Below are 23,112 nucleotides of genomic sequence, written 5' to 3'. Positions count from 1 at the left end.
ACTGGTGAGGGTAAGCCTGCCGCTGGGGAACCTACAAGCAATCCATTTGCCGGCTTTGGCCTTAAAGTCATTCAATGAGAATCGCGCTTCTCGTCGCGCCAAAACAGGAATCGCCTTTACTTGAGTCGGCTTGCTGATCGCGCCCTGTCCGGTTCCGAACTTTTTCGAGCAGCAACCAAAATTGTGTGGAACCAAACCCCTGGACATGCGTTTATGCGGGTTCGGCCGCTTTGCGGTCGACCGGGAGGATAGTGATGGATCGCTTGCATTTCTTTACCCCAGTGCGGATCGCGCGTGGGCAGGGATATCCCTTGGAGGAAGTCGACAGCGTCTCTGAAGCGATGGTGTTCCTGCGGAAGTGGCCAACGGGGAGGCGCGGCCCCGTTTATCAATGCGCCGTGAATTGCTGCTCGGCAGCTATGGCTGGCAAGATGTCGGCTGAGGAGGCGAGAAAAGCTTTTGTCGGCTTTGCCCGCATCACTCGGATTCTCGACGACGAGATGGCGCTGCCTTTGGGCGGCGTGTCGATGGACAATGTCTACGCTCTAAGGCGCTAGCACGTTCGAATCCTTCGGCAGCATCAGACGTCGGCCTGAGGTCGACGTCCCGGTGGTGTTGTGTCCTTACTGGCACGAGTTGCGTTGTTTCAATTCCTCCTGAAAGAGCGTTTGAGGGGGCTTCCACCGGGGCCAGCGGCTGGTCGTCTCATACGCCGGACTGTTTTCATGGCCTGTCGCCGGCGCGCCGCTACCGGCAGATTGTCCACCGGATGCCATGCCGGCCGGAATATCGTGCAGCGGAACTAAAAATCCCACCGCCCCTTTAGGTATGCAGCGTTGGACCGAGAGGCGTGTTGGCGAGGGATGCCGGCACGACGCGGATGCCATCCGGGCGGTTGGAGGCGGATTTGGCAGTTGATGTGGCGCGTGCGAAGAGCGGCATTCGCCTCACGGTGATCGCAGTGGCGGCAGTGCCGCTGCTGTTTTTGTTGAGCGGTCTTGTCATCCGCTACGCCGCATTCGCATCGGTGTCGCCGGATCCGAGCCTAGCGGCCTATGCCCGCGCCTTCTGCAAATGGGATTGCTCCTGGTATGTCGGCATTTCCGAACAGGGCTATGAGCGCTTTCCCATTCCTGGCCGCAGCAATGTCGGGCGCTGGGGGTTCTTTCCGCTTTATCCGATGCTGGTGGCGGCGGTCCGCACGATTCTGCCCTTCTCCACGATCGCGATTGCGACGGCGGCATCGCTGGCGTGCGGCTATGTCTCGTGCCTGGTGGCATGGCCGCTCATGGACAGGAACATGCGGGCCTATGTGCTTTATTGCGCCTTCCTGCTGAGCGGCCCGTTCTCGTTCTATTTTGCCACCTTCCTCACCGAGCCGCTCTTCGTGCTTTTGACGTCCTGCCTCTTCCTGGCGCTCAAACGCTCGAACCATCTCGCCGCGGGGTTGTCTTGCGCGCTGCTCTCGGCAACGCGGGTCGTCGGCGTGCTGGCCGTGTTCGCGCTCGTCATTCGCATGTTTGAGGAGCATCGCGCCAAGGGCGGGTCGGCTATCGGCTTCCCACGCTGGCTGCTCGGCCGGCCGGATCTCATCATCGCCATACTCATCTCGCCCGCCGGCCTGTTCGCCTACATGCTCTACCTTTACGTCACGGTCGGGGACGGCTTTGCCTTCGTGCATGTCCAGCGCGCGTTCGGGCGCGTGGCCGGCAACCCGCTGCTGTTCCTCTGGGCGGGGCTGTCCTATCACCCCGGGGCCGGTTGGTGGCCCAGTGCGCCGCAATGGAGCGCGTCGACGGCAATCGTGGGACTGGCGCTGGCGGCGGTGCTCGCGGCGCGCCGGCAAATTGGCGCGGCCCTGTTCTGCGCCATGGCCATCATCCTGCCTTTGACCTCGAATCTGGCTTCGATGGTCCGCTATGTCGTCGGCCTCGCGCCGCTGACGATGCTGACGGCGGTGCTGTTGTCGGGCTCGAAGGCGACATTGGTCGCTGCGCTGATTGTCTTCCTCTTCACCTGCTACTTCATGACCGTGGCCTGGCTTGGAGGCTATCTTGCGCTGGTCTGAGCTGACGGAATCGACCAGGCCGGTAATCCTGGGTGCCGGCTACGCGCTGGCGGGCGCGCTTGCGGCAGCCGAGATCGCCATCCTGGCGCTTGCCCTCAGCCCGAATGTCAACGACGATTACCGCGCCTATTACATCGACAAGACCACCACATGCCTCAACCGGGACGCCGTGGGGCGCTACACGCCAGGCCGGACCGTATCGTTCCGCTCCGACGGCGCCCGGGAAGCAACCACCATGATGGTCTGCGGCTGGTCGGGGCCAGTGGCGGACGGCACCCATTCGCTGGGCGAGAGCTCTCACCTGCGCCTTACCCTGCCGCTGCTCCGCGACGGGCTTCGGGCAACGCTGGAAATGGCCGCCATTATTCGCCCGCCGCAGACCTGGCAGAGGATCGTCGTGTCGGCCAATGGGACCGAGGTGTATCGGGGGACGCTGTCGGGCGATGTGGCGACAACTGTGTCCTTCGTCATTCCGCACGCCGTGCTGGCTGGCAAGGCGACACTGGACATGGCCATCGAGTATCCCGACGGCATTCCGCAAAGCGCCGATGCGAGCAACATCTACAACCGCGCCATCAAGCTGAGATCTTTCCGGTTGGACACGCTTTGATCCTCAGGACGGCCCGTCATCGCGCAGGCGGCGCTCTGCAAAGACCCAGCGATCGAGCACAAGAAGGTTAAGCGCTGGGATGGCCAAGGAAGTGAGGAGAACGGGAACGGCAAGCGGCAGGCCGAATGTCACCGTCAGCAGGTACGGTGCCGCGTAAGCCATAGCGAGGCCGGCAATGGTCAGCAACACGAAACGCGGCGCCTGTGACCGGTGCGAGCCGGCCGACATGAAGGTGAAGGATTTGTGCGCCAGATAGGAAAACAGGGCGGCGGCCGCGTAAGCGGCGAGCGAGGCTTCGACGGGCGCGAGCCCGAGCCAGTTCGATTGGGCAAAGATTGTAGTCAGGACGGCATAGAGGATTGTGGCGACAAGGCCGACTGAAGCGAAGCGCCCCAGGAGCTTCGTGCCGGCGACGCGACGATTCTCAGGCGCGGGCGACACAGGCATACTGCGCTCCGAGCGGCAGCCAACCGAGCGCGCTTTCCAGTTTCCGGGCAAGCGGCTTGGCCGACGGCAGGAGCAGAAAATGCTCGCAGTGCACGTCGCGGAAGCCCGCCTGCTCAAGCAGCGATGCCGCCTTGCCAGCGCGAAGCAGGACGGCGTCCTTGTCGAACGGACATCTCAACACCGCCATACGGGTCAGCGGGTTGTAGGGATTGTGCTCGATGATGCAGCCAAGTCCGCCTCGCCGAACGACGCGCCGCATCTCGCGGAAGAAATCCAGCCACGACGCAGGCGGCACGTGGTGGACGACGCAACTGGCGAAGGCCAGGTCGAACATGCCATCCGCGTAAGGCAGGCGTGAGGTGTTGCACACGCTGTACGCGACGTGCGGGTTCTCAGCGCTGGCACGCGCGAGTGATTCCTTCGACACGTCGCAGCCGTCGAGTCGATCGAAGACATCGGCGAGATGCGGATGAAGCGAGCCCACGCCGCAACCGACATCGAGCGCGCGCACGCCTGCGCCGCCCCGCCGGAGGTCCTGCTCGAGGACCAGTCGTCGCAGAAGCTCGGCCTTGGCACGCAGGAAGAAATCATGGCGCAGCCCGGAGAACCGGATCGAGCCCTCGACTGCCTCACTGTAGCTGGACCTATAGCTGTCGAAGAGTTCGGACATCCGCCGTGACCCCGTTCCTGGACTTGCGAAACGAAGCGCGCTTGTCGCGGGAGGCGACGCGCATCGGCCGGTCGAAGCCACTCAGCCTTTCGACAACATAGAGCGGGCGCCGTTTGACCTCGGCATGGATGCTGCCGACGTAGAGACCCATCACGCCGGTCATGAAAAGATTGATGCCGATTAGCAGCGACACGATCACCACCGTGGATGTCCAGCCGGCAATCACGCCGGTTTCGAGGATCCAGGCCGCGATGGCGTATGCGCCGAACGCCAGGGCGAGAGCGGAAATGGCCAACCCGGTCAACAGCACCAGTTGCAGAGGCCGCTCCGAAAAACCGATGATGCCATGGATGGCAAGCCGCATCATCTTCCATAACGGGTATTTGGTTTCACCAAGCGTCCGCGCCGGGCGCTCGAACGGCACCGCCGCCTGCTTGAAACCCATCCAGCCGAACATGCCCCTGACGAAGCGGTCGTGCTCCGGCATGCGCTTGAACGTGTCCAGCGCCCTCCGGCCGACGAGGCGGAAGTCGCCGACATCGCGCGGGATCTCGACCGGTGTCATCCTCTCCAGTAGCCGATAGAACAGGCTGGCGGTAAAGCGCTTGAACCAGGTTTCGCCCTTGCGGCTGACGCGCCTTGCGTAGACGATTTCGAAGCCGTCCTTCCACTTCGCCACCAGGTCGAGAACGACCTCGGGCGGATCCTGCAGGTCAGCGTCCATGACGATGACAGCCTCGCCGGAGGCCGCTTCCATGCCGGCGCTGATGGCGATCTGGTGGCCGAAGTTGCGGGAGAGCTCGATCAGGCGGAAGCTCGGTTCGGCGGCGACCATGCCGCGCAAATAGCTCACGCTTCGATCGCTGCTTCCGTCGTCGACGAAGATGACTTCGGTGTCTCCGTCCAGTTTTGCGGTCAGTGCGCTGATCCGCTCGACCAGCCGGGGCAACACCTCCTCCTCATTGTATATCGGCAGCACCAATGAGTAGCGTAGGGACGGTGCCCGCGTCCGGATCCGCTGGACAGATTCTTGCATGCGATTGCAATGGAACACCGGCCAGAAAGTTCCATAAGCAGGCGCTAATTGCGGAAGAAATGGCGCTGTTCCTCACCAAAAAAGGCGCGCAACGTTCGGTTGAAATCTAACCGGGTACCGACAGAACTCCTTGGATCGAGGATTTTGATGCCCATCTTTTTCAGGCCGGGCGGATGGGAGCGCCACCGGATCGCGGAACAGCCACCCATCTCGCGACTACCAACGATGCGATTTCTCGATCCGACGCTGCATCGTGCGCCGATCTCGGCGTTCCTGCGGCGCAAAACCTTTCTTGAGATGCCCCGTGACGAACCTGGGCTCTCCAAGAGCCGGATTTTAGTTTAGGGAAGGTGTCCAATTCGTCTGCGCTCCGTGTGCACCGACGCATCGGAAACCGGAAAAAAGGGGCGTCTGTGGGGAAAAGACTACACACGACGTGGCCCAACATTTTTGAAACAACAAAAAAATGTCGAAGTATCAAGATTTCAGAATAGCCATAGCACCAATGATGGACTGGACGGACCGGCATTGCCGGTTCTTTCACCGTCAGCTGACGCGTCGCACGTTGCTCTACACGGAAATGGTGGTGGCGGACGCAGTCATCCATGGCGCACGCGAGCGCCTGCTCGGCTTCGACGGTGCCGAGCATCCGGTTGCGCTTCAGCTTGGCGGTTCGGATCCGCGAAAGCTTGCCGAAGCGGCGGTGATCGGCGAGGCGTTCGGTTACGACGAAATCAACCTCAATGTCGGCTGTCCGTCCGACCGCGTCCAGTCGGGCACTTTCGGCGCGTGCCTGATGAAGACGCCGGTGCTGGTCGTGGAATGCATCGCGGCGATGAAGGCGGCGGTGAGAATCCCCGTCACGGTCAAATGCCGCATCGGCGTCGATGACCAGGACCCCGAACCCGCTCTCGACACGCTCGCAGACGGCGTGCTGACGGCCGGCGCCGATGCGCTCTGGGTGCACGCCCGCAAGGCGTGGCTGGAGGGGCTTAGTCCCAAGGAAAACCGCGAGATCCCGCCGCTCGACTATCCGCGCGTCTATCGGCTCAAGGCCAGGATGGCCAACCAATTCATCGGCATCAACGGCGGCATTCAATCCCTTGACGAGGCAGAGGCGCACCTCGCTTATGTCGACGGCGCCATGCTCGGCCGCGCGGCCTATCATACGCCCGGCATCCTCACCGGGATCGATGCCGCATTTTACGGCGAGGCGCCGGTCGCTTTCGACTACGCGGCGCTGATGGACGCCATGGCCGCTTACGCCGCGCGTCACATCGAGAAGGGCGGACGGCTCGGCCATGTCACGCGCCATATGGTCGGGCTGTTCCACGGTCTCCCGGGCGCGCGCCGCTACCGGCAGATTTTGTCCACCGACGCCAATAGACCCGGCGCCGGGCCAGAGGTGCTGAAGACGGCGTTCGCGGCAATAGATTTCGCGGCGGCGGAAACCGAAGCCGCGTGAGGCGGATCGGGCGGCTAGAGCGTTTCACCGTTCCACAGAAACGGCGAACCGCTCGATGCGTTTGTCTAGACGAAAATTCGGGGCGTAAACCGGGAATCTAGTCGCGCATGATCATGCGGTCACCGCGCACCTCGAAGCCCGACAGCGAGCCGATGAAGTTCATGCCGAGCAGGCTTTGCTCGAGCATGCCGGGCGCTGCGATCATCACCGGCATATCCTTGCGCACGATGCCGCCGATCGCCATCTCGTCGGTCCTGACCGTTGCCGCACGCGCCATGCCGTTGGCGGTCGAGACGTCCACGGTGTAGCTGAGCGCCGCTGGGTTGAAGCCGGCCGCCTGGGCGTCCTCCGCCGTCAGCACCGTGCTGGTCGCGCCGGTGTCGACCACCGTGCGCACCGGCCTGCCGTTGACGAGGATTCGCGCCTCGAAATGGCCATTGCCGGCCTTGTCGAGCGTCACGGTGGCACGGCCATTATCGACGCCCAGCGCCAAGGGGCTTCCCGGAACAAGGCCGGCGGTGACGCGGCTGACAACATCTTGCAACTCGTAGCGGTACTGGTAGCCGGCGATCAGTGCCAGCACGATTGCCGCCCAGACGCCGAAGTTGCGCGCCATGTCACCGAGCGGCCGGCCAGAGCGAATAAGGCTGGCGCCGATTACCGCCACCAGGACTCCAACCCAGATCAGCCTGCTGAAATCGTTGTTCTCGATGCTGAAGGTGCGGCCGGCGGAATCATTCATCATCAGCAGGATCAAGCCGGCGCCGATCACCAGCATGACGACCCAGAACAGGCGATTCATGGCCAGCCCTTTCTCACAGCCAGCTCTTTCACAACACGCCGCGCTCGCGCGCCATGCGGGCGCGCCGCGTCTCGCGGCGGGGCCGGCGTTCGACCGTCTCCAGCCGCGCCGGCAACTCGGCCATGACTGCACGCCGGACTTCCGGCGTCATCGCGATCCACCCGGCGATCTCATCGCGCGTGCGGCCGCAACCGAAACAGAAGCCGGTTTTCATGTCGATGGAACAGACGAGTATGCAGGGAGACTCGATGGCCGTCATGCTGTTCTCTTGCCTTCACTCCACATGGTGCAACCGCAACGCCAATGCAAGCCCTTCGCGATGCGCCACCGACCGGCGCTTTCGCGGCATTGCCGGGCGGTTGTGCCAGGCGGTGAAGGCGGCTATGCCGCTGGCTGTTCCTGCAAAGAGACCGCATTCGACATGACCGCAAAGCCTTTCGATGATTTCCGCACTCTGCTGGCAACGCTGCCGCCGGCCGACGCCGCCGCCGAAATCCGCGTCCGCACTCTGTTTGCCAAGGCCGACAAGCCGAAAGCCTCGCTTGGCCGGATTGAAGATGTCGCGGCATGGCTCGCCGCCTGGAGCGGGCGGGCGCCGCCGGCCGTCAATCGTCCGCTTGTGGCGATCTTTGCCGGCAATCACGGTGCCGTTCGGCATGCCATCTCGCCGCGGCCGGTTTCGGCGACCGCCAATGCCGTCGAACTCTGCGCCGCCGGAGGCGCGGCGATCAATCAGATCTGCATCGCCAACGATCTCGGCCTGAAGGTCTTCGACCTGGCGCTGGATATTCCGACCGGCGACATCACGCAAGAAGCGGCCCTCGACGAGCGCGGCTGCGCCGCCACCATGGCCTTCGGCATGGAAGCGGTCGCGGGCGGCGCCGATCTTCTTTGCCTTGGCGATCTGGGCGTCGGCAATTCAACCATTGCGGCCGCGCTCAGCGCTGCCCTCTTCGGCGGCAAGGGCTCCTACTGGGTTGGCCCTGGATCGGGCGCGGACACGGCGATGATGGCGCGCAAGGCCGAAGCGGTCGACCGGGCGCTTGCTTTCCACGGCGCCGGTCTCGGCGATCCGCTCGAAGCCTTGCGCCGCGTCGGCGGGCGCGAGTTCGCGGCGATCTGCGGCGCCATTCTTGCAGCCCGCATGCAGAAGATTCCTGTGCTGCTCGACGGGTTCGTCGCGACGGCTGCCGCCGCGGTTCTGCACAAAGCCGATCCTTCCGCGATCGACCACTGCCTGCTCGCCAGCCTGTCGCCGGAGCCGGGCCAAGCCAAAGTCGCCGAACGGCTTGGGCTCGAGCCACTGCTCGATCTTGCTGTCAGTCACGGGGAAGGAGTTGGGGCTGGACTTGCCGCCGGTCTTGTCAAGGCCGCGGCGCTCACGAGCTCCGGTATGGCGGCGGCGGTTCGGGTCCAACCGGCGTCCCGGAGCTAACGCCGGCGGGCGGCGACAGCCTTGGTCGGCAGCGCGGGCAATTCCTCCATCACTCGGCTCAGCGGGAAGATGGCGATGGCCTCGGTGCCTTCGCGCAGCTTGGAGTGCAGCTCGAACTCGCCGCCATGCATGTCGAGCAGACCCTGCACGATCGGCAGTCCGAGGCCCGTTCCCTGTTCGGCGCTCTTGATGGCGATCGAGCCCTGGCCGAAGGCGGAAAGCACCACTGGGATTTCCTCTTCCGGTATGCCGGGGCCGTTGTCCTTGACCGAGATGTACTGACCGCCGCCCGCCGTCCAGCCGACGCGCACACGCACTTCGCCACCCGACGGCGTGAACTTGATGGCATTGGACAGCAGATTGAGCGCGATCTGCCGGATGGCACGCTCGTCGCCGAACAGGCGCGGCAGCGCGGTCTCGAACTCCTGGATGACGCGGATGTCCTTGTTGCGGGCTCTCAGTTCCATCATATGGCAGCAATCCTCAACGATCGTCACCAGCACCACCGGCTCCTCGTTGAGTTGGTAGCGGCCGGCCTCGATGCGCGACAGGTCGAGGATCTCATTGATCAGATCGAGCAGATGCTGGCCAGATTCGTGCACATCATGCGCATAATCGCGATAGGTTGGGTTGTTCATCGGCCCGAGCACTTCATTGGCCATCACTTCGGAGAAACCGAGGATGGCGTTGAGCGGCGTCCGGAGCTCATGGCTCATCGAGGCGAGGAAGCGCGACTTCGCCAGATTGGCGTCCTCGGCGCGCCGCCTGGCCTCGTCGGACATGGATTTGGCAGTCTCCACCTCGGCGATCAGCGCGTCCTTCTCGGAGCGGAAGGAGAGCAGCATCCAGGATGACTGGTTGAGATGGCGCGCGACGTAGCCGAAGAAGGGCAGGGCAGCGACCAGAAGCGCCGCCATGATCCCTTCGATCGGCATCCACAGGCGCAGGACGGCATAGACATAGACCGCCACGGGAACGGCGAAGGTCGCCAATAGCGCGCCGCCCAGCGACGATGCCATCACAGCAGTCGTCGCCATGGCGACCAGGAGTACCATGGCCTTGACGACATGGAACTGGTCGACCTGGCATGTGGAGCAGCCCAGCCAGGCGAACCAGGCCCAGCCGAGGCCGCAGAGCGAATGGCCGATCAGGAAATCGCGGCGCGTCTGCACAGGGTCGAGCTCGGCTGCTTCCGCGCGCTCGACGCGCCGCGCCATGAAAGTGACGATAGCGTAGCAAAGCAGCATGAAGAGAGCCCAGACGGCGACCTGGTTGCCCAGGCCCGCGAAGCGGCCGATGGCCGCTACTACAAGCACAAGCAGAGGAATCGCCGCCGCACTGACCACCATGGCGCGTGCATGCAGCTTGAGCAGTTCGCGGTCGAAATCGAGGCTGCCGGCCTGCTGCGAAAGACGGTCACGCGTCCTGCGCACCGCGCGCGCCACATCGCTGTTGCGATGCGGTTTCCTGCGGTCCACAATGAATTTGTCCGCTGTGTCCGAGCGTAGCAAAGGCATGCAAGTTCAATTTCTGCGCGCAGCGATTTTCAGTTCGTTAAGCTACGTTCGAATGATTAAGAGACTGTTTGCCATATGAGCCGTTCCTGGTCGCGAAGACCGCGCCGGCGCTATGTTCCGCGGCCTCCGCGAAGCCTTTTGCGCAGGCTTCTGGATTACGGGCTGGCCGTGGTCCTGCTTGGCCTGTCGATCCTGGTGGCGGCGCGGCTCGACCGGTTCGAGATGCGACAGGAGCAAGGCACGGCCATCGTCAAGGACGGTGATTCGATCACGCTTGGCGCCGAGCGCATCCGCATGCGCGGCATCGACGCGCCGGAATACACACAGACGTGCCGCAAGGACGGAGCCGACTATGCCTGCGGCAAGCTCGCGCGGCAGTCGCTGGTGCGGCTGATCGCCGACAGGCCGGTCTCCTGCACCGGCTGGCAGCGCGACCGCTACGGCCGGTTGCTCGGCGACTGCAAGGCGGGCGACACGCACCTCAACCGCGCGCAGGTACAGTCCGGATGGGCCGTCGCCTTCGGCGACTTCGAAACCGAGGAGGCCGTCGCCCGGACTGCCAAGGTGGGCATCTGGGCTGGCTCCTTCGATGAGCCGCAGGACTGGCGGGACAGCCATCACAATCAACCCGTCGAAAGGAAGCACGGCGCACTGGCTTCGCTCGGCGATGCGTTGCGTGAGCTTGTTCGTTTCTGGTGATGCCCGCTTCGGGGGATGCTCTGTTTGCCAACATGTGGTCTTGCCAAACCGCTATGCAGTTTTGGGCGACATGCATTGCAGCGCGCCCTAAGATTGGCATGAAGATCGGAGACTGGAATGAAGCTGTTCGATGGCGGCCGGGCGCCCAACCCCAGGCGGGTTCGGGTTTTCCTGGCTGAAAAGGGGCTAGCTGTCCCTTTGGTGCCCGTGGACATGGGCGCGCTGGAGCATCGCAAGGAGCCGGTGGCGTCGCGCAATGCGCTGCGGCGGCTGCCCGTCCTCGAACTCGACGACGGGACCATCATCACCGAATCCATCGCCATTTGCCGTTATTTCGAGGAGTTGCATCCCGAGCCCGCCCTGTTCGGAACAGGCGCGCTCGGCAAGGCCATGGTGGAGATGTGGCAAAGGCGTCTGGAGTTAAACCTGATGAGCTGCGTGGCCGCCGCGTTCCGGCACATCCATCCGGCAATGAAGGAATGGGAGGTGCCGCAGATCCCGGAATGGGGCGAGGCCAACAAGCCGAAGGCCATCGAGTTCCTGCATCTCCTCGACCGGGAGTTGGCGGATAGGGAATTTGCCGCCGGCGACACCTATTCGGTCGCCGACATCACCGGGCTGATCGCCATCGATTTCATGAAGCCGGCACGCATCAAGGTGCCTGAGGAATGCGGGAACGTGCTGCGCTGGCACGCAGCGCTCTCCAGCCGGCCAAGCGCTGCTGCTTGAGGCTTGTTTTTGGAGAACCCGCCGGACATGAGCGAAGCGCTGGAGAGCCTTGCCGCCAAGGTGCGGGCTTGCCGCATCTGTGTCGAGCAGCCGCGCGGCCGGCCCCTGCCGCATCAGCCGCGCCCGGTGCTTGTGCCTTCGTCGAAGGCCCGCATCCTGCTTGCCGGCCAGGCGCCGGGCACGAAAGTCCACATCTCGGGCATGCCGTTCACCGACGCTTCCGGGGATCGCTTGAGGAACTGGCTCGGCGTCACCCCCGACGAGTTCTACGACACGGAAAAATTCGCCATCGTGCCGATGGGTTTCTGCTTTCCCGGCCAGGACGCCAAGGGCGCCGATCTGCCGCCACGGAAGGAATGCGCGCCTGCCTGGCGCGCCGATCTGATGGCGCTGATGCCGCAGATCGATCTGGTGCTGACGATCGGCGGTTATGCGCAGTCCTGGCACATGGGCACGGCGCGTGGGCCGTCGCTGACGGAAACGGTCAGAAACTGGCGCGCTGTCTGGGATGCTGCAGCCGGGCCGAAAGTGCTGCCGCTGCCGCATCCGTCATGGCGAAACACCGGCTGGCTGAAGAAGAATCCGTGGTTTGAAATGGATTTGCTGCCATTCCTGCGCTCGGAAATCCGCTATCGCCTCAATTAGGCATCTTGCAAGAAATCACTCGCTTTTGCCGGCATTGGCAGAATTTCTTTCTTGTGAAAGGGCCTGATAAAAAGGACTATAGCCAAACTATTCCGCTGGAGCCTTCCCATGGACCGCCTAGACAGAAAAATTCTTCGCCTCCTGCAGGAGGACGCGACGCTTGCGGTCGCCGATGTCGCCAAGAAAGTCGGCCTGTCGACCACGCCGTGCTGGCGGCGCATCCAGAAGCTCGAGGAAGAGGGCGTCATCAAGCGGCGCGTGGCCATTCTCGACCATGAGAAGGTCAATGTGCGCGTCACCGTCTTCGTTTCGATCCGCACCAATTCGCACAGCCATGAATGGCTGCGGCGCTTCTCCGAGGTCATCCAGGAATTTCCGGAGGTGGTCGAGTTCTACCGCATGAGCGGCGACGTCGACTATCTCTTGCGCGTCGTGGTGCCCGACATTGCCGCCTACGACGCCTTCTACAAGCGGCTGATCGCCAAGATCGAGATCCGCGACGTGTCGTCCTCCTTTGCCATGGAGCAGATCAAGTACACGACCGAGATCCCGCTCGACTACATGATCCTGGACAAGGAGTCGGGGGCCAACGCGGCCTGAGCACGGCGCTCGCGCTTCCCGCTATGCGCGAAGTTGCGAGACCTAGTTCTTCTTTTTGTTGAGGAAATTCCACGGCGAGTTGACCGGGAGCGTGACGGCGTCCGGCACGCTGTCGACATCAGCCACCTCGGCCTTGCGCACGGTATAGCCGGACTGCACGATCAAGACGCCGTCCAGGATGAAGAGTTGGCTCTTCTCCATGCCGGGCTTCAGCACGCCGGTGACGGAGACCGGCTGGTATGCCTCCGCCATCCTGTAAGGATGCGCCGGCGTTACCAGCACGATCTGGTTCGGCGGCGGCGTCGGCATGTGGCTGCAGGCGCCGGTCCAAGGCACCAGCAGGAACTGGTAGACGAGGTCGCCCTCGCGATCGACCGGCAAGGCGTAGCCGGACAATTGAACGGTCTTGTCCTGCAGATTGAGCGACAGTGTCTCACCGTGATCGGGCAGTTTTGCCGCGATCATCGGCAGGTTGGCGTCCTCGGCGACCGCCTGCGTCGCCGGGCGCAAGTCTTTCCAGAAGATATGCGCGACGTCGGCCGCGGCGTCGGCTCTCGCGGTGGCGAGCATAAGCACGATCGCCAGCGTCGCGCTTGATCTGAAACGCCTGCTCATGGTCGTGATCCTCCGCCAGTCCCATTTCCGAAGCGAGTAAAAGCGTCGTGAGCTTACTTCGCTGAGATCAAGGTCGTGTGGTCGCGAGCCGTTCGAGCTGTTTGACATCCGAAAGTTCCTTCACCGCGTCCTTGCCGATCCAGCGTGCCGTCTTGTCGGACGACGCCGCCAGTTTCTCGGCCAGCGCAAGGGCAGGGGCGTGCAGCGCCACCGACCGCTTGCCGATCTGCCGCAGCGCCCAGTTCACCGCCTTACGGACGAAGTTGCGCGGATCGCCCGCATGCGTCTCGATCAGCGGCAGAGCAGCGAGGAAGCTCGCGTCCGGCTCCTTCTTCAGATGCACCGCCGCCCAGGCCAGCATGGCAAAGGCGGTGCGGCGGACAAACTCGCGCTCGTCCTTGGCGAATTCCTCGACCAGCTCACGCCAGAACGGTGTTTCGGCGAACAGGTCGGCAACGGTATCGACAATCTCCCAACTGTCGAAATCGGCGGCCCAGCGCCGGCATTGACCGATGTCGAGCTTCTTCGGCTCGCCGGTGAAAGCGGCCATCAATCGCGCTTCGCGAATGTCGGTGTCCCACAAGAGCAGCGACCGTTCCTGGTTCTTCTTCAGCTTGCGCGCCAGCGGCCGCAGATCGGAATTGCCGACGCCGAGCGCGGTTCTCGTGTTGATGCCGAATCGCGCCATGCCGGCGCGGTTTTTCTCGCTGCCGATCGAACGCAGATGGGCGACGATCTCGTCGGCGCTCCAGCTCGGATCGGGCAGGACCATCGCCGTCTATTTTTCCAGGCGGGCGAGCAGCGAGGATGTGTCCCAGCGCCTGCCGCCCATATCCTGCACGTCCTTGTAGAACTGGTCGACCAGCGCGGTCACCGGCAGCTTGGCGCCGTTGCGGTTGGCCTCGGCGAGGCAGATGCCGAGATCCTTGCGCATCCAGTCGACGGCGAAGCCGAAATCATATTTTCCGGCGTTCATCGTCTTGTGGCGATTCTCCATCTGCCAGGAGCCGGCAGCGCCCTTGGAGATCACCTCGATGACCTTCTCAATGTCGAGCCCGGCCTTCTTGCCGAAATGGATGCCTTCGGCCAGCCCTTGGACGAGGCCGGCAATGGCAATCTGGTTGATCATCTTGGTGAGCTGCCCGGCGCCCGCGGGTCCCATCAGCCCGACCATGCGGGCATAGGCATCGATGACCGGCCTGGCCTTGTCGAAGGCGGCCTGCTCGCCGCCGACCATGACCGTCAGCACGCCATTCTCGGCGCCCGCCTGGCCGCCCGAGACCGGCGCATCAAGGAAGGAAAAGCCGGCCTTGTCGGCGGCTTCGGCCAGTTCGCGCGCGACTTCGGCCGAGGCTGTTGTGTTGTCGATGAAGACGGAGCCCGTCTTCATGGCGGCAAAGGCGCCGCTGGCGCCTGTCGTCACCGAGCGCAGGTCGTCGTCATTGCCGACGCAGGAGAAGACGAAATCCTTGCCTTCGGCCGCCTCGGCCGGTGTCAGCGCCAGGCTGCCGCCATGCTGGGCGACCCATTGCTCTGCCTTGGCGGTCGTGCGGTTATAGACAGTGATGTCGTGGTGGCCCTTGTTCCTGAGGTGCCCGGCCATCGGATAGCCCATGACGCCAAGACCGAGAAATGCAACCGATGCCATAACCTGCCTTCCAACAAGAGATTTCAGTGGCGGAAGGTCTAGGCTATGCGAAAAATTCGTCAAGGCGCGCAAAGCCGCATCGACTGGTGCAGGCCCGTCCGCTGACGACGCTCTATCGTTTGAGGTGAATGGTGATCCGGCGTTCGATCCATTCGACGCCGTGACGCAGGATCTCGACCAGCACCAGGTAGACGATCGCCACCCAGATATAGGCCTGGATGTCGAAGGATTTTGCGTAGGCGAGCTTCGCGTTGCCCATCAGGTCGTAGACGGTGATGATGGCGACAATCGCGGAAGCCTTGATCATCAGGATGAGCTCGTTGCCGTAAGGCCGCAGCGCCACGATGATCGCCTGCGGCATGATCACCTTGCGCAGCGTCTGCAGCTTGTGCAGACCGAGCGAGGCCGCGCCCTCCCACTGGCCCCGCGGAACGCTTTCGATGGCGCCGCGCAGGATCTCGGCCTGGTAGGCGGCGGTGTTAAGCGAAAAGGCAAAGACGCCGCAGTAGAACGCCTCGCGGAAGAACCACCATAGTCCGACGGTTTGCAGCTCGGGGCGGAACGAGCCGATGCCGTAATAGACCAGATAGGTCTGCACGAGCAGCGGGGTGCCGCGGAAGAAGTAGACGTAGCAATAAGCCAATCCGGAAAGGATCCGGTTCTTGGACATCCGGCCGTAGGCAACCGGCAACGAGAGAATAGCGCCCGCCACCATCGAAACGGAGACCAGCGACAGGGTGGTTGCGAGCCCCTGCAGATAGGCCGGCGCGTATCTGGCGAAGAAATCGGCGTTCCAGGCGTGGACCAGATAGGCCACGATGCCGATGCCGAAAAGGCTCCAGAGGCCGACCAGCGCGTAGCCTATGATGCGCACGCGCGGCCAGCCGCGAGCCCGGGGCGGTGGCCTGTCAACCGCAATAGCCTGGCTGACGCTCATCGTGCCTCCCTCCGCCCGAGCGAGCGCTGGATATAGCCGGTGGCGACCGAGGACAGGATGGCCAGCACAAGGAAGACCAGCGCCGCGACACTGTAGAAGAGGAAGGAATGCTTGGTGACGCGCGCCGCGACACCGGCATTGCGCAGGGTTTCCGCTAAATTGACGACCGACACCAGCGAGGTGTCCTTGAGCAGGCTGAGCCAGCAATTCTCCAGACCGGGGAAGGCGATGCGCAGCAGTTGCGGCAGGATCACCAGGCGCATCGTCTGCCATTTCGAAAGGCCAATGGCGTAGCCGCCCTCATACTGGCCCTTGGGAATGGCGCGAAAGGCGGAGAGAAAGACTTCGCTGGCGTAGGAGGAGAAGATCAGCGCCAGCACGATCATGCCGGCAATGAAGCTGTTCACGTCGATTGTCGCCTCGGGCTCGAACAGGCGGACGACATATTGCAGCAGCAGCGGCATGCCGAAGAAGAACAGGAACAGCGTCACCAGCTCGGGCAGGCCGCGAAAAACAGTGGTGTAGATGTTGGCCGCGAGCCGGAGCGCGGGCTCTTCATGCTGCTTGGCGAAGGCGACGAAGAACCCGATCGCCAGGCCTATCGGCAATGTCGCAAGCGCCAGCGCAACCGTGACCAGCACACCAGACGCAATGTCGTCACTCCAGCCATCCGGTCCCCAACTGAGAAGTGTCCAAATGCTTTGGGCTGGCATTGGCGGGGCGTGTCTCCGTGGCGATCCCGGAATGGAGGCAGGGCGGCGAGGTGATCCTCACCGCCCTGGGCGCAAATGATCAGGACTCGGCGCCGTAGACGTCGAACTTGAAGTACTTGTCGTTGATTTCCTTGTACTTTCCGTTCTTGCGGATAGCGTCGATCGCGGAATTCAGCTGGTTGACCAGGTCGGTTTCGCCCTTGCGCACGGCAATGCCGGCGCCCGGTCCGAAGATCTCGACCGGCTGCGGCGAGGGCTGGCCGAGGATCTTGCAGCAGGCGCCGTCGGGCGAATCCAGCCACTGCTGCAGCACGACGATGTCGTCCTCGATGGCGTCGAGACGGCCATTGGCGAGGTCGGCCTGTTCCTCGGGGCTGCTCGGATAGCCCTTGATCGTGCTGTCGGTGTAGGTCTTCGAGGCATAGTTGAAGTGGGTCGTCGTGGTGGCGACGCCGATCGTCTTGCCGGCGAGGTCTTCCTTGGTGACGCCCTTGAGCGGCGAATCCTTCGGCACGGCGATCGCCGACGGAGTGTTGTAATATTTGTGGGTGAAGTCGACCTTTTCCTGGCGCTCTGGCGTGATCGACATGGAAGCGACGATGGCGTCGAACTTGCCGGCCTGGAGCGCCGGGATGATGCCGTCCCAATCCTGCGCGACGAAGGTGCACTTCACCTTCATTTCGTCGCAGAGGGCCTTGGCGATATCGATGTCGAAGCCGACCAACTGGCCGTCCGAGGTCAGGTTGTTGAAGGGCGGGTACGCGCCTTCGGTGCCGATCCTCAGGGTCTTTTCCTGAGCCTGGGCAACGCCAAGTGTCAGCAGCGCGGCCGAAGCGGCAAGCGCGATACGCAGTGCAATACGCATGATAATCCTCTCATATTGTCATGGCCGCTGTCCCGTGCGGCTCTTGTGGGCGGAGCCTTTTTGACCGCCCGCTGCGCGGGATACTCCCACTCTTTGCAAGAAAAAAGCAACTGCAAAAACAACAGCAAACGGCAATCGCCGTGTGCCGCTGCGTTACTTGGCTGGACTGACGAGACCGGTCGCGCGCTCGATAAAATCGGCTATCGATTTCGTATCGTCGAGGTTGAAGACGGGCAGCTTTTCGCCTTCGACCGGAAAGTCGGCGGCGACAGCCACGATGTTCGGGTCGTTGATCGAAAGCGGCGTCCGGTCCTTGGCCTCCAGCCGTCTCGCTTCGATCTTTTGGTGTGCTTCGCGCTTGTAGCCTTCGACCAGCACGATGTCCGAGGGCGCTAGCCGCGCCAGGATGTCGTCCAGCGTCGGCTCGTCCTCGTTGCGCAGTTCGTGCATCAATGCCCAGCGCCGGCCGGAGACGATCGCGACCTCCATCGCGCCGGCCTGGCGGTGGCGGAAACTGTCTGTGCCGGGCTTATCGATGTCGAAGTCATGATGGGCATGCTTGACCGTGGAGACCGTCCAGCCGCGCCGAACCAGTTCGGCGACCAGCTTCTCGGTCAGGGTCGTCTTGCCGGAGTTCTTCCAGCCGGTGATGCCGAACACGCGTCTCATGGCTCAAGGCTTTGCAACAGACGCTCGGCCTCCGCAAGATCGTCGGGCGTGTTGATATTGAAGAACGGGTCGATCCGCTCGCCTCCGGCTTCGAGCATCGGAAACTCCACCTCGACAAAACCATGCCGCTCCACGAAGGCCGAGACCCGGCGATTGTCCTCCTCAACCAGGAAATGGCGCAGGGCATCGCGCAGGCCGAGCGGCCAGAGCGCGAAGGTCGGGTGCCACCTGCCGTCGGAACTGGCGACCGCAATCGCGCCCGGCCGTGCCCGAGCGGCAACGGCCAATCGCTCGACGAGATCGCCAGGGAAGAACGGCGTGTCGCCGGCCGCACTGACCAGCGACCGGTAGCCCGTGTCCGCTGCCGCCCATTCAAGGCCGGTGAGGATGCCGGCGAGCGGGCCGGCATGGCCCTCTATCGTATCGGCAAGCACCGGAAGGTTGGTGCCAGCAAACCGTGCCGGATCGCCGTTGGCGTTGAGCGCCAGCGTGGCGACCTGCAGTGTGAGACGCGCGGCGACATGCTCGATCAGCCTGACCTTGCCCAGCGAAAGCAGCGTCTTGTCGCCGCCGCCCATCCGGCGCGACTGGCCTCCCGCCAGGATGATGCCTGCAACGCTTCGGTCCATCGGGACTATATGCCGTCCGGCGCCATGTCGGGTCCAGCGCTTTCGGCGGCAGGCTGGCGCCTGCCGACGACACGCTCGCGGTAGAGCGCGTAGAGGCCGGAGCCGATGATGATCGCGGCGCCGACGATCATCGGCAGGTCGGGGATATCGCCGAAGATGACGAGGCCGAGCACTATCGACCACAGCAGCGCCGTGTAGCGGAAGGGCGCGATGAAGGAGATGTCGCCCGAGCGCATCGCCATGATGATGAACTGATAGCCGATGAGCACGAGCACGGCGGCCAGCGCCAGCAGCGCCGTCGCCTTGGCGGTCATGGGCGTCCAGCCGCCCATCGGCGGGAGCAGCAGCGCACCCAGGATCGTCATGGCCAGCGCAGTCGCGGTCGATACCAGCATGGTCGGGATCGCTTGCGGGATGCGCTTGGTGGCGAGATCGCGCACCGCGCAGCAGCCGACGCTCGCCAGCGCCAGCAACGAATAGGCGCTGAAACCCTCGAAGCCCGGCCGCACGATGATCAGCACGCCGGCAAAGCCGACGGCAATGGCGAGCCAGCGGCGCCAGCCGACGCCCTCGCCGAAGAACAGTGCGGCGCCCATCGTCACGGCCAGCGGCAGCGCCTGCAGAACGGCGGAGACGTTGGCGATCGGCAAATGGGCAAGGGCGATCAGGAACGACACGGTCGCGCCGGCTTCGCCGGCGACGCGCAACGCGACCATCGGCTGCAGCATGGCGCGCGGATCAGCAAGCGCGCCGCGCCGCCAGGCGAGCAGACCGACGAAGAGCGAGGCGAAGGCGCCACGCACCAGCATTACCTGCGCCATGTTCATCGATTCGGATGAGAATTTGGTGATCGCGTCGTTCAAGGTGAAGCCGATCATGGCCACGACCATGAACAGTGCGCCGCGAAGATTTGGCGAAAGAGGCAAGGGCGCTTCCGGGTTATGTTCTCTCGCAAGCGTCTAACAGCCAGCGGCAAGACAGCAACGTCAAAGAAATGGGCCACGGAGGTTCCTGCGGCCCTCAATATCGGCTGCAATCCCGGAGCGGTTATTTCGGCGTCAGCGTCTCGGTGCCGTTGCCGTTCTGGCCGGCGATGGTCCACAGCCTGTGCAACGAGCCGTCCTTCTCCACCTTGTAGACGACGAGGCCGATTTCCTTGCCCATCACATAGCCGGCGGAAAAGGCATCATCGTTGCGCATGCAAATGCCGTCGGAGGACGAGCCGCCGGTTTCCCAATGGATCGTGCAGGTTGTGTCGCTGGTCAGCGTGATGGTTGCCTCGCCGCCATATTTCGATCCGTCGAAATTGGTGCCGGCGACAGTGTAGGTGCCACCGATCGACTGAGCGGCCGCAGGCACCAAGGCAATCCCGAGCATTGCAAGCGAAGCCAAGAATTTGCGCATGAGAATTCCCCCTGAATGCGAAAATCGCTTCATGAGGCTAGGCCGGAACAAGTCGGCGGTAAATCGGGTGGAAGTCGGCGCGGATGGTTTATTTCCAGTGCGCCGAGCGCAGCTCAAGGGCCGCGCAGGCTGGCGGCGATCGCCCCGGTCAGCGGATCGTATTTCGCCTTAAGCGAGGAAGGATACTCGATCCAGACGGTGCGGATGACACCATCCTTTCCGAACAGGCGCCGTTCGTAGAAGACCTTGTCGCCCTTGATGCCAGAAACCACCGCCCAATTCTTCCCGGACTTGCTGTAAGTGATCTTGTAGCCCGGCCCGGTGTTTGCCTTTTCGTCGGCGACCAAGCCCTTCGGAGTGTCGTTGTCGATGTTATAAATGCCCGAGCAGGTCAGGCTGGCGCCGTCGGGCGCGCTCCATTGCTGCCCATCGCCGTTTTCTGGCTCGGGCAAGCGGTCGCTGAAAATCTCGTCGGGAAAGGTGCAGGACGTGCCGAAGCGCGCATTGACGTAGGTGAACGGCTTTGCGATTGCCGCTGTCGTCGCAATCGTCAGCAACGAGAAGGCGACCACCAAAGGCGCGCCCTGGACGAGATGAACACACTTCATGATGCCCCCAAGGTCCGTGACCGAGGGTGATCCTGCACCAAATGGGAGAAAAAATCAGCCGCCGGTGACGCTCATATGGCGCGATACCGAGGGTCGGCTGGTGCGGCGGTCGATGACGAAATCATGGCCCTTCGGCTTGCGCCCGATCGCCTCGTCTATGGCCTCGCCGACCAGCTCATTGCCTTCGGAGGCGCGCAGCGGCGCTCTCAGGTCGGCGGCGTCCTCCTGGCCGAGGCACATATAGAGCGTGCCGGTGCAAGTCAGCCGGACGCGGTTGCAGCTTTCGCAGAAATTATGCGTCATCGGGGTGATGAAACCGAGCCGACCGCCGGTCTCGGCGACCTGGACATAGCGGGCAGGGCCGCCGGTCTTATAAGGAATGTCGGTCAGCGTGAACTGGCGCTCAAGCGAGGCGCGCAGCAACGACAGCGGCAGATACTGGTCGGTGCGGTCGGCGTCGATCTCGCCCATCGGCATGGTCTCGATGACCGTCAGATCCATGCCGCGACCATGCGCCCAGCGCAGCATCTCCGGTATTTCAGCGTCGTTGAAGTCGCGCAGCGCCACGGCATTGAGCTTGACCTTCAGGCCCGCCGCTTGCGCGGCGTCGATGCCTTCCATGACCTTGCCGAGATTGCCCCAGCGGGTGATCTGGCGGAATTTGTCGGCATCGAGCGTGTCGAGCGAGACATTGATGCGCTTCACGCCGCAGTCGGCGAGCTCGGCGGCAAAGCGCGACAGCTGCGAGCCGTTGGTGGTGAGCGTCAGCTCTTCCAGCGCGCCGCTCTCAAGATGCCGCGACAGCTCGCGAACCAGATGCATGATGTTCTTGCGCACCAGTGGCTCGCCGCCAGTCAGCCTCAGCTTCCTGACGCCCTTTTCGATGAAGACGCTGCAGAGCCGGTCGAGCTCCTCGAGCGAGAGCAGATCCTTCTTGGGCAGGAAGGTCATGTCCTCGGCCATGCAATAGGTGCAGCGGAAATCGCAGCGGTCGGTAACCGACACGCGCAGATAGCTGATCCTGCGACCGAAGGGGTCGATCATGTCCATTGCAAGCGCTTCCGTGGCCTGAGCAGCGTCGTTATATACGGCTATGTGATACGATCCAACCGCGCATTCAAGATAGAAGCTCTCGATCTTTGGTAACATTCCCCGACCGACATTCTCTGTCGGCTGGCTTCTATCACCTTTTCGCACTGCGCGAACCGGCGTAGGGAAGGGCGCAACGCATATAGGAAGAAACATGACGGCGCCGAAGGAACTCAGGGTCTCGAAGGACCGCAAGCTGCTCACCGTGACCTTTGCCGGGCATCAGCCGTTCGAACTGCCGGCGGAGTTCTTGCGCGTGGCCTCGCCTTCTGCCGAGGTGCAGGGCCATTCGCCGGATCAGCGCGTGACTGTGCCCGGCAAGCGCAATGTCGCGATTCTTAAGATCGAGCCGGTCGGCAATTACGCGGTGCGCATCACCTTCGACGATTTCCACGACACCGGCATCTTCACCTGGAACTATCTTCACACGCTCGGGCATGAAAAGGACGAGCGCTGGAACGCCTACCTTGCCGAGCTGGCCGAGAAGGGGCTCAGCCGCGACCGCTAGCCTGGCGCCAAGACGTTCGACTGGGTGTCGTCAAAGCGTCATGGACATAGAGTAGCGCCGGCAAAAGGTCAGGAGGCGAAAAGATGTCGCTCATCACATCGGTCGAACAGCTCGAAGCCCTCTACGGCCTGCCTGGCGAGGCCTCGGTCGCCAAGGAACTCGACCATGTGATTCCCGAATATGCCGCCTTCATCGAAGCCTCGCCTTTCGTGGCGCTGGCGACCTGCGGGCCGGAGGGGCTGGACTGTTCGCCGCGCGGCGATCTCGCCGGCTTCGTGCGCCTCCTGAACGAAAAAACGCTGATGATGCCCGACAGGCGCGGCAACAACCGCGCCGATTCGCTGAAGAACATCATTCGCGATCCGCGCGTCGGGCTGCTCTTCCTTGTGCCGGGCTCCGGCACGACGCTGCGCGTCAACGGCCGAGCCCATATCACAGCCGATGCCGACCTTTGCGCGTCCTTCATGGTCGATGGCAAGCCGGCACGGTCGGTCACCGTTGTCGCCGTCGACGCGGTCTATTTCCAGTGCGCACGCGCCATCGTGCGCTCGGAGCTCTGGAACCCGGCAAAGCATGTCGACCCGAAGTCGCTGCCGACGCCCGGCCAGATCCTCGAGATCACCAGCCGCAGAAATATCAATGGCGCCGCATATGACAAGGAATGGCCGGAGCGGGCAAAGCAGACCATGTGGTAGCGGCCTCGA

General features: G+C 63.2%; 28 protein-coding genes and 1 pseudogene. 11 read left to right on the top strand and 18 right to left on the bottom strand.

Annotation, left to right across the window (positions count from 1 at the left end; translation table 11 throughout):
* Positions 1–254 precede the first annotated feature (254 nt).
* The 3 genes from CK224_RS00930 (at position 255) to CK224_RS00920 (ending at position 2,678) form a co-directional block, all read left to right on the top strand.
* Complete coding sequence (locus tag CK224_RS00930; protein ID WP_067319945.1) at positions 255–557, top strand: DUF982 domain-containing protein; 303 nt, start codon at positions 255–257, stop codon at positions 555–557.
* A 350-nt stretch (positions 558–907) separates the two neighbouring features.
* Entirely contained in the window at positions 908–2,068 is a 1,161-nt protein-coding gene (locus tag CK224_RS00925) for a hypothetical protein (protein WP_245425700.1), read from the top strand.
* On the top strand, positions 2,055–2,678 hold the full coding sequence (locus tag CK224_RS00920) for a hypothetical protein (protein ID WP_245425699.1): 624 nt from the start codon (positions 2,055–2,057) through the stop codon (positions 2,676–2,678). Before CK224_RS00925 ends, CK224_RS00920 begins: the two co-directional genes overlap by 14 nt.
* Before the next feature lie 3 nt (positions 2,679–2,681).
* On the opposite strand, the gene CK224_RS00915 is transcribed toward CK224_RS00920, so the two are convergent.
* Genes CK224_RS00915 through CK224_RS00905 form a run of 3 tightly spaced genes read right to left on the bottom strand, consistent with a single transcriptional unit; the run spans position 2,682 to position 4,831 of the window.
* Positions 2,682–3,125, bottom strand: a complete 444-nt coding sequence (locus CK224_RS00915; RefSeq protein WP_066992710.1) for a GtrA family protein — start codon at positions 3,123–3,125, stop codon at positions 2,682–2,684.
* The gene (locus CK224_RS00910) at positions 3,103–3,795 is read right to left on the bottom strand and encodes a class I SAM-dependent methyltransferase (protein ID WP_095780515.1); all 693 of its coding nucleotides are present in this window, start codon (positions 3,793–3,795) and stop codon (positions 3,103–3,105) included. Before CK224_RS00910 ends, CK224_RS00915 begins: the two co-directional genes overlap by 23 nt.
* Positions 3,770–4,831, bottom strand: coding sequence for a glycosyltransferase family 2 protein (locus CK224_RS00905; RefSeq protein WP_095780514.1), 1,062 nt, complete (start codon positions 4,829–4,831; stop codon positions 3,770–3,772). The genes CK224_RS00910 and CK224_RS00905 overlap by 26 nt, the downstream gene beginning before the upstream one ends.
* Before the next feature lie 466 nt (positions 4,832–5,297).
* On the opposite strand from CK224_RS00905, the gene dusA reads away from it, so the two are divergent.
* On the top strand, positions 5,298–6,296 hold the full coding sequence (gene dusA / locus CK224_RS00900) for a tRNA dihydrouridine(20/20a) synthase DusA (protein WP_095780513.1): 999 nt from the start codon (positions 5,298–5,300) through the stop codon (positions 6,294–6,296).
* A gap of 97 nt (positions 6,297–6,393) precedes the next feature.
* Here dusA and CK224_RS00895 read toward each other — a convergent pair whose 3' ends face one another.
* Both CK224_RS00895 and CK224_RS00890 read right to left on the bottom strand, forming a co-directional pair.
* Positions 6,394–7,098 (bottom strand): TIGR02281 family clan AA aspartic protease, encoded by a 705-nt coding sequence (locus CK224_RS00895; protein WP_095780512.1) that lies wholly within the window; start codon positions 7,096–7,098, stop codon positions 6,394–6,396.
* A gap of 28 nt (positions 7,099–7,126) precedes the next feature.
* Entirely contained in the window at positions 7,127–7,357 is a 231-nt protein-coding gene (locus CK224_RS00890; protein WP_066992723.1) for a DUF1289 domain-containing protein, read from the bottom strand.
* A gap of 162 nt (positions 7,358–7,519) precedes the next feature.
* On the opposite strand from CK224_RS00890, the gene CK224_RS00885 reads away from it, so the two are divergent.
* Positions 7,520–8,533 carry a nicotinate-nucleotide--dimethylbenzimidazole phosphoribosyltransferase gene (locus tag CK224_RS00885; RefSeq protein WP_095780880.1) on the top strand — a complete coding sequence of 338 codons (1,014 nt, stop codon included), beginning with the start codon at positions 7,520–7,522 and terminating at the stop codon, positions 8,531–8,533.
* On the opposite strand, the gene CK224_RS00880 is transcribed toward CK224_RS00885, so the two are convergent.
* Positions 8,530–10,050, bottom strand: coding sequence for a HAMP domain-containing sensor histidine kinase (locus tag CK224_RS00880; protein WP_067319971.1), 1,521 nt, complete (start codon positions 10,048–10,050; stop codon positions 8,530–8,532). The genes CK224_RS00885 and CK224_RS00880 overlap by 4 nt on opposite strands.
* Positions 10,051–10,125: 75 nt before the next feature.
* On the opposite strand from CK224_RS00880, the gene CK224_RS00875 reads away from it, so the two are divergent.
* The 4 genes and pseudogenes from CK224_RS00875 (at position 10,126) to CK224_RS00860 (ending at position 12,723) form a co-directional block, all read left to right on the top strand.
* Entirely contained in the window at positions 10,126–10,749 is a 624-nt protein-coding gene (locus tag CK224_RS00875) for a thermonuclease family protein (RefSeq protein ID WP_095780511.1), read from the top strand.
* 117 nt (positions 10,750–10,866) lie between these two features.
* Positions 10,867–11,478 carry a glutathione S-transferase gene (locus CK224_RS00870; protein ID WP_095780510.1) on the top strand — a complete coding sequence of 204 codons (612 nt, stop codon included), beginning with the start codon at positions 10,867–10,869 and terminating at the stop codon, positions 11,476–11,478.
* A pseudogene (locus tag CK224_RS00865) lies at positions 11,418–12,123 on the top strand (uracil-DNA glycosylase family protein). The gene CK224_RS00870 and the pseudogene CK224_RS00865 overlap by 61 nt, the downstream one beginning before the upstream one ends.
* Positions 12,124–12,231: 108 nt before the next feature.
* Positions 12,232–12,723, top strand: coding sequence for an Lrp/AsnC family transcriptional regulator (locus CK224_RS00860; protein WP_066992738.1), 492 nt, complete (start codon positions 12,232–12,234; stop codon positions 12,721–12,723).
* Between the two features lie 42 nt (positions 12,724–12,765).
* Here the strand turns inward: CK224_RS00860 and CK224_RS00855 are convergent, their stop codons facing one another.
* The 12 genes from CK224_RS00855 to moaA all read right to left on the bottom strand — a co-directional run bounded on the left by CK224_RS00855 (position 12,766) and on the right by moaA (position 21,861).
* Positions 12,766–13,338 carry a DUF3299 domain-containing protein gene (locus tag CK224_RS00855; RefSeq protein WP_066992741.1) on the bottom strand — a complete coding sequence of 191 codons (573 nt, stop codon included), beginning with the start codon at positions 13,336–13,338 and terminating at the stop codon, positions 12,766–12,768.
* A gap of 67 nt (positions 13,339–13,405) precedes the next feature.
* On the bottom strand, positions 13,406–14,110 hold the full coding sequence (locus CK224_RS00850) for a DNA alkylation repair protein (RefSeq protein WP_095780508.1): 705 nt from the start codon (positions 14,108–14,110) through the stop codon (positions 13,406–13,408).
* A gap of 6 nt (positions 14,111–14,116) precedes the next feature.
* Positions 14,117–14,986, bottom strand: a complete 870-nt coding sequence (locus CK224_RS00845; RefSeq protein WP_095780507.1) for an NAD(P)-dependent oxidoreductase — start codon at positions 14,984–14,986, stop codon at positions 14,117–14,119.
* A 112-nt stretch (positions 14,987–15,098) separates the two neighbouring features.
* Positions 15,099–15,923 (bottom strand): ABC transporter permease, encoded by an 825-nt coding sequence (locus tag CK224_RS00840; protein ID WP_066992749.1) that lies wholly within the window; start codon positions 15,921–15,923, stop codon positions 15,099–15,101.
* On the bottom strand, positions 15,920–16,636 hold the full coding sequence (locus CK224_RS00835) for an ABC transporter permease (RefSeq protein WP_066992752.1): 717 nt from the start codon (positions 16,634–16,636) through the stop codon (positions 15,920–15,922). The genes CK224_RS00840 and CK224_RS00835 overlap by 4 nt, the downstream gene beginning before the upstream one ends.
* 79 nt (positions 16,637–16,715) lie before the next feature.
* Positions 16,716–17,501 (bottom strand): ABC transporter substrate-binding protein, encoded by a 786-nt coding sequence (locus CK224_RS00830; RefSeq protein ID WP_095780506.1) that lies wholly within the window; start codon positions 17,499–17,501, stop codon positions 16,716–16,718.
* 153 nt (positions 17,502–17,654) lie between these two features.
* Positions 17,655–18,170, bottom strand: coding sequence for a molybdopterin-guanine dinucleotide biosynthesis protein B (gene mobB / locus CK224_RS00825; RefSeq protein WP_095780505.1), 516 nt, complete (start codon positions 18,168–18,170; stop codon positions 17,655–17,657).
* Positions 18,167–18,799, bottom strand: a complete 633-nt coding sequence (mobA, locus tag CK224_RS00820; protein WP_066992761.1) for a molybdenum cofactor guanylyltransferase MobA — start codon at positions 18,797–18,799, stop codon at positions 18,167–18,169. The genes mobB and mobA overlap by 4 nt, the downstream gene beginning before the upstream one ends.
* A 5-nt stretch (positions 18,800–18,804) precedes the next feature.
* On the bottom strand, positions 18,805–19,725 hold the full coding sequence (locus CK224_RS00815) for a DMT family transporter (RefSeq protein ID WP_095780504.1): 921 nt from the start codon (positions 19,723–19,725) through the stop codon (positions 18,805–18,807).
* Positions 19,726–19,846: 121 nt separating this feature from the next.
* A complete protein-coding gene (locus CK224_RS00810; protein ID WP_095780503.1) occupies positions 19,847–20,203 on the bottom strand; it encodes a hypothetical protein in 357 nt (118 codons plus the stop codon).
* 113 nt (positions 20,204–20,316) lie between these two features.
* Positions 20,317–20,811: a hypothetical protein gene (locus tag CK224_RS00805; protein WP_095780502.1), complete on the bottom strand. Its 495-nt coding sequence runs from the start codon at positions 20,809–20,811 to the stop codon at positions 20,317–20,319.
* A gap of 54 nt (positions 20,812–20,865) precedes the next feature.
* Positions 20,866–21,861 carry a GTP 3',8-cyclase MoaA gene (moaA, locus tag CK224_RS00800; protein WP_245425698.1) on the bottom strand — a complete coding sequence of 332 codons (996 nt, stop codon included), beginning with the start codon at positions 21,859–21,861 and terminating at the stop codon, positions 20,866–20,868.
* A gap of 193 nt (positions 21,862–22,054) precedes the next feature.
* Between moaA and CK224_RS00795 the strand changes: the two genes are divergently transcribed.
* Together CK224_RS00795 and CK224_RS00790 are read left to right on the top strand one after the other, a co-directional pair.
* Positions 22,055–22,408 (top strand): DUF971 domain-containing protein, encoded by a 354-nt coding sequence (locus CK224_RS00795; protein ID WP_066989863.1) that lies wholly within the window; start codon positions 22,055–22,057, stop codon positions 22,406–22,408.
* 83 nt (positions 22,409–22,491) lie between these two features.
* A complete protein-coding gene (locus CK224_RS00790) occupies positions 22,492–23,103 on the top strand; it encodes a pyridoxamine 5'-phosphate oxidase family protein (RefSeq protein WP_095780500.1) in 612 nt (203 codons plus the stop codon).
* Positions 23,104–23,112: the final 9 nt, after the last annotated feature.

This window comes from Mesorhizobium sp. WSM3862 (assembly GCF_002294985.1).
Taxonomy (GTDB): Bacteria; Pseudomonadota; Alphaproteobacteria; order Rhizobiales; family Rhizobiaceae; genus Mesorhizobium.
This window is presented reverse-complemented; position numbering and strand designations above follow the sequence as displayed.

Bases quoted from the DNA above. Each gene is read 5' to 3' on its own strand.
- CK224_RS00810 (WP_095780503.1), bottom strand. From the start codon at position 20,203: ATGCGCAAATTCTTGGCTTCGCTTGCAATGCTCGGGATTGCCTTGGTG.
- CK224_RS00790 (WP_095780500.1), top strand. From the start codon at position 22,492: ATGTCGCTCATCACATCGGTCGAACAGCTCGAAGCCCTCTACGGCCTG.
- mobB (WP_095780505.1), bottom strand. From the start codon at position 18,170: ATGAGACGCGTGTTCGGCATCACCGGCTGGAAGAACTCCGGCAAGACG.
- CK224_RS00885 (WP_095780880.1), top strand. From the start codon at position 7,520: ATGACCGCAAAGCCTTTCGATGATTTCCGCACTCTGCTGGCAACGCTG.
- CK224_RS00835 (WP_066992752.1), bottom strand. From the start codon at position 16,636: ATGCCAGCCCAAAGCATTTGGACACTTCTCAGTTGGGGACCGGATGGC.
- CK224_RS00875 (WP_095780511.1), top strand. From the start codon at position 10,126: ATGAGCCGTTCCTGGTCGCGAAGACCGCGCCGGCGCTATGTTCCGCGG.
- CK224_RS00855 (WP_066992741.1), bottom strand. From the start codon at position 13,338: ATGAGCAGGCGTTTCAGATCAAGCGCGACGCTGGCGATCGTGCTTATG.
- CK224_RS00850 (WP_095780508.1), bottom strand. From the start codon at position 14,110: ATGGTCCTGCCCGATCCGAGCTGGAGCGCCGACGAGATCGTCGCCCAT.
- CK224_RS00905 (WP_095780514.1), bottom strand. From the start codon at position 4,831: ATGCAAGAATCTGTCCAGCGGATCCGGACGCGGGCACCGTCCCTACGC.
- CK224_RS00895 (WP_095780512.1), bottom strand. From the start codon at position 7,098: ATGAATCGCCTGTTCTGGGTCGTCATGCTGGTGATCGGCGCCGGCTTG.
- CK224_RS00795 (WP_066989863.1), top strand. From the start codon at position 22,055: ATGACGGCGCCGAAGGAACTCAGGGTCTCGAAGGACCGCAAGCTGCTC.
- CK224_RS00845 (WP_095780507.1), bottom strand. From the start codon at position 14,986: ATGGCATCGGTTGCATTTCTCGGTCTTGGCGTCATGGGCTATCCGATG.
- CK224_RS00880 (WP_067319971.1), bottom strand. From the start codon at position 10,050: ATGCCTTTGCTACGCTCGGACACAGCGGACAAATTCATTGTGGACCGC.
- CK224_RS00890 (WP_066992723.1), bottom strand. From the start codon at position 7,357: ATGACGGCCATCGAGTCTCCCTGCATACTCGTCTGTTCCATCGACATG.
- moaA (WP_245425698.1), bottom strand. From the start codon at position 21,861: ATGGACATGATCGACCCCTTCGGTCGCAGGATCAGCTATCTGCGCGTG.
- CK224_RS00930 (WP_067319945.1), top strand. From the start codon at position 255: ATGGATCGCTTGCATTTCTTTACCCCAGTGCGGATCGCGCGTGGGCAG.
- CK224_RS00840 (WP_066992749.1), bottom strand. From the start codon at position 15,923: ATGAGCGTCAGCCAGGCTATTGCGGTTGACAGGCCACCGCCCCGGGCT.
- CK224_RS00860 (WP_066992738.1), top strand. From the start codon at position 12,232: ATGGACCGCCTAGACAGAAAAATTCTTCGCCTCCTGCAGGAGGACGCG.
- CK224_RS00830 (WP_095780506.1), bottom strand. From the start codon at position 17,501: ATGCGTATTGCACTGCGTATCGCGCTTGCCGCTTCGGCCGCGCTGCTG.
- CK224_RS00910 (WP_095780515.1), bottom strand. From the start codon at position 3,795: ATGTCCGAACTCTTCGACAGCTATAGGTCCAGCTACAGTGAGGCAGTC.
- CK224_RS00870 (WP_095780510.1), top strand. From the start codon at position 10,867: ATGAAGCTGTTCGATGGCGGCCGGGCGCCCAACCCCAGGCGGGTTCGG.
- mobA (WP_066992761.1), bottom strand. From the start codon at position 18,799: ATGGACCGAAGCGTTGCAGGCATCATCCTGGCGGGAGGCCAGTCGCGC.
- dusA (WP_095780513.1), top strand. From the start codon at position 5,298: ATGTCGAAGTATCAAGATTTCAGAATAGCCATAGCACCAATGATGGAC.
- CK224_RS00805 (WP_095780502.1), bottom strand. From the start codon at position 20,811: ATGAAGTGTGTTCATCTCGTCCAGGGCGCGCCTTTGGTGGTCGCCTTC.
- CK224_RS00915 (WP_066992710.1), bottom strand. From the start codon at position 3,125: ATGCCTGTGTCGCCCGCGCCTGAGAATCGTCGCGTCGCCGGCACGAAG.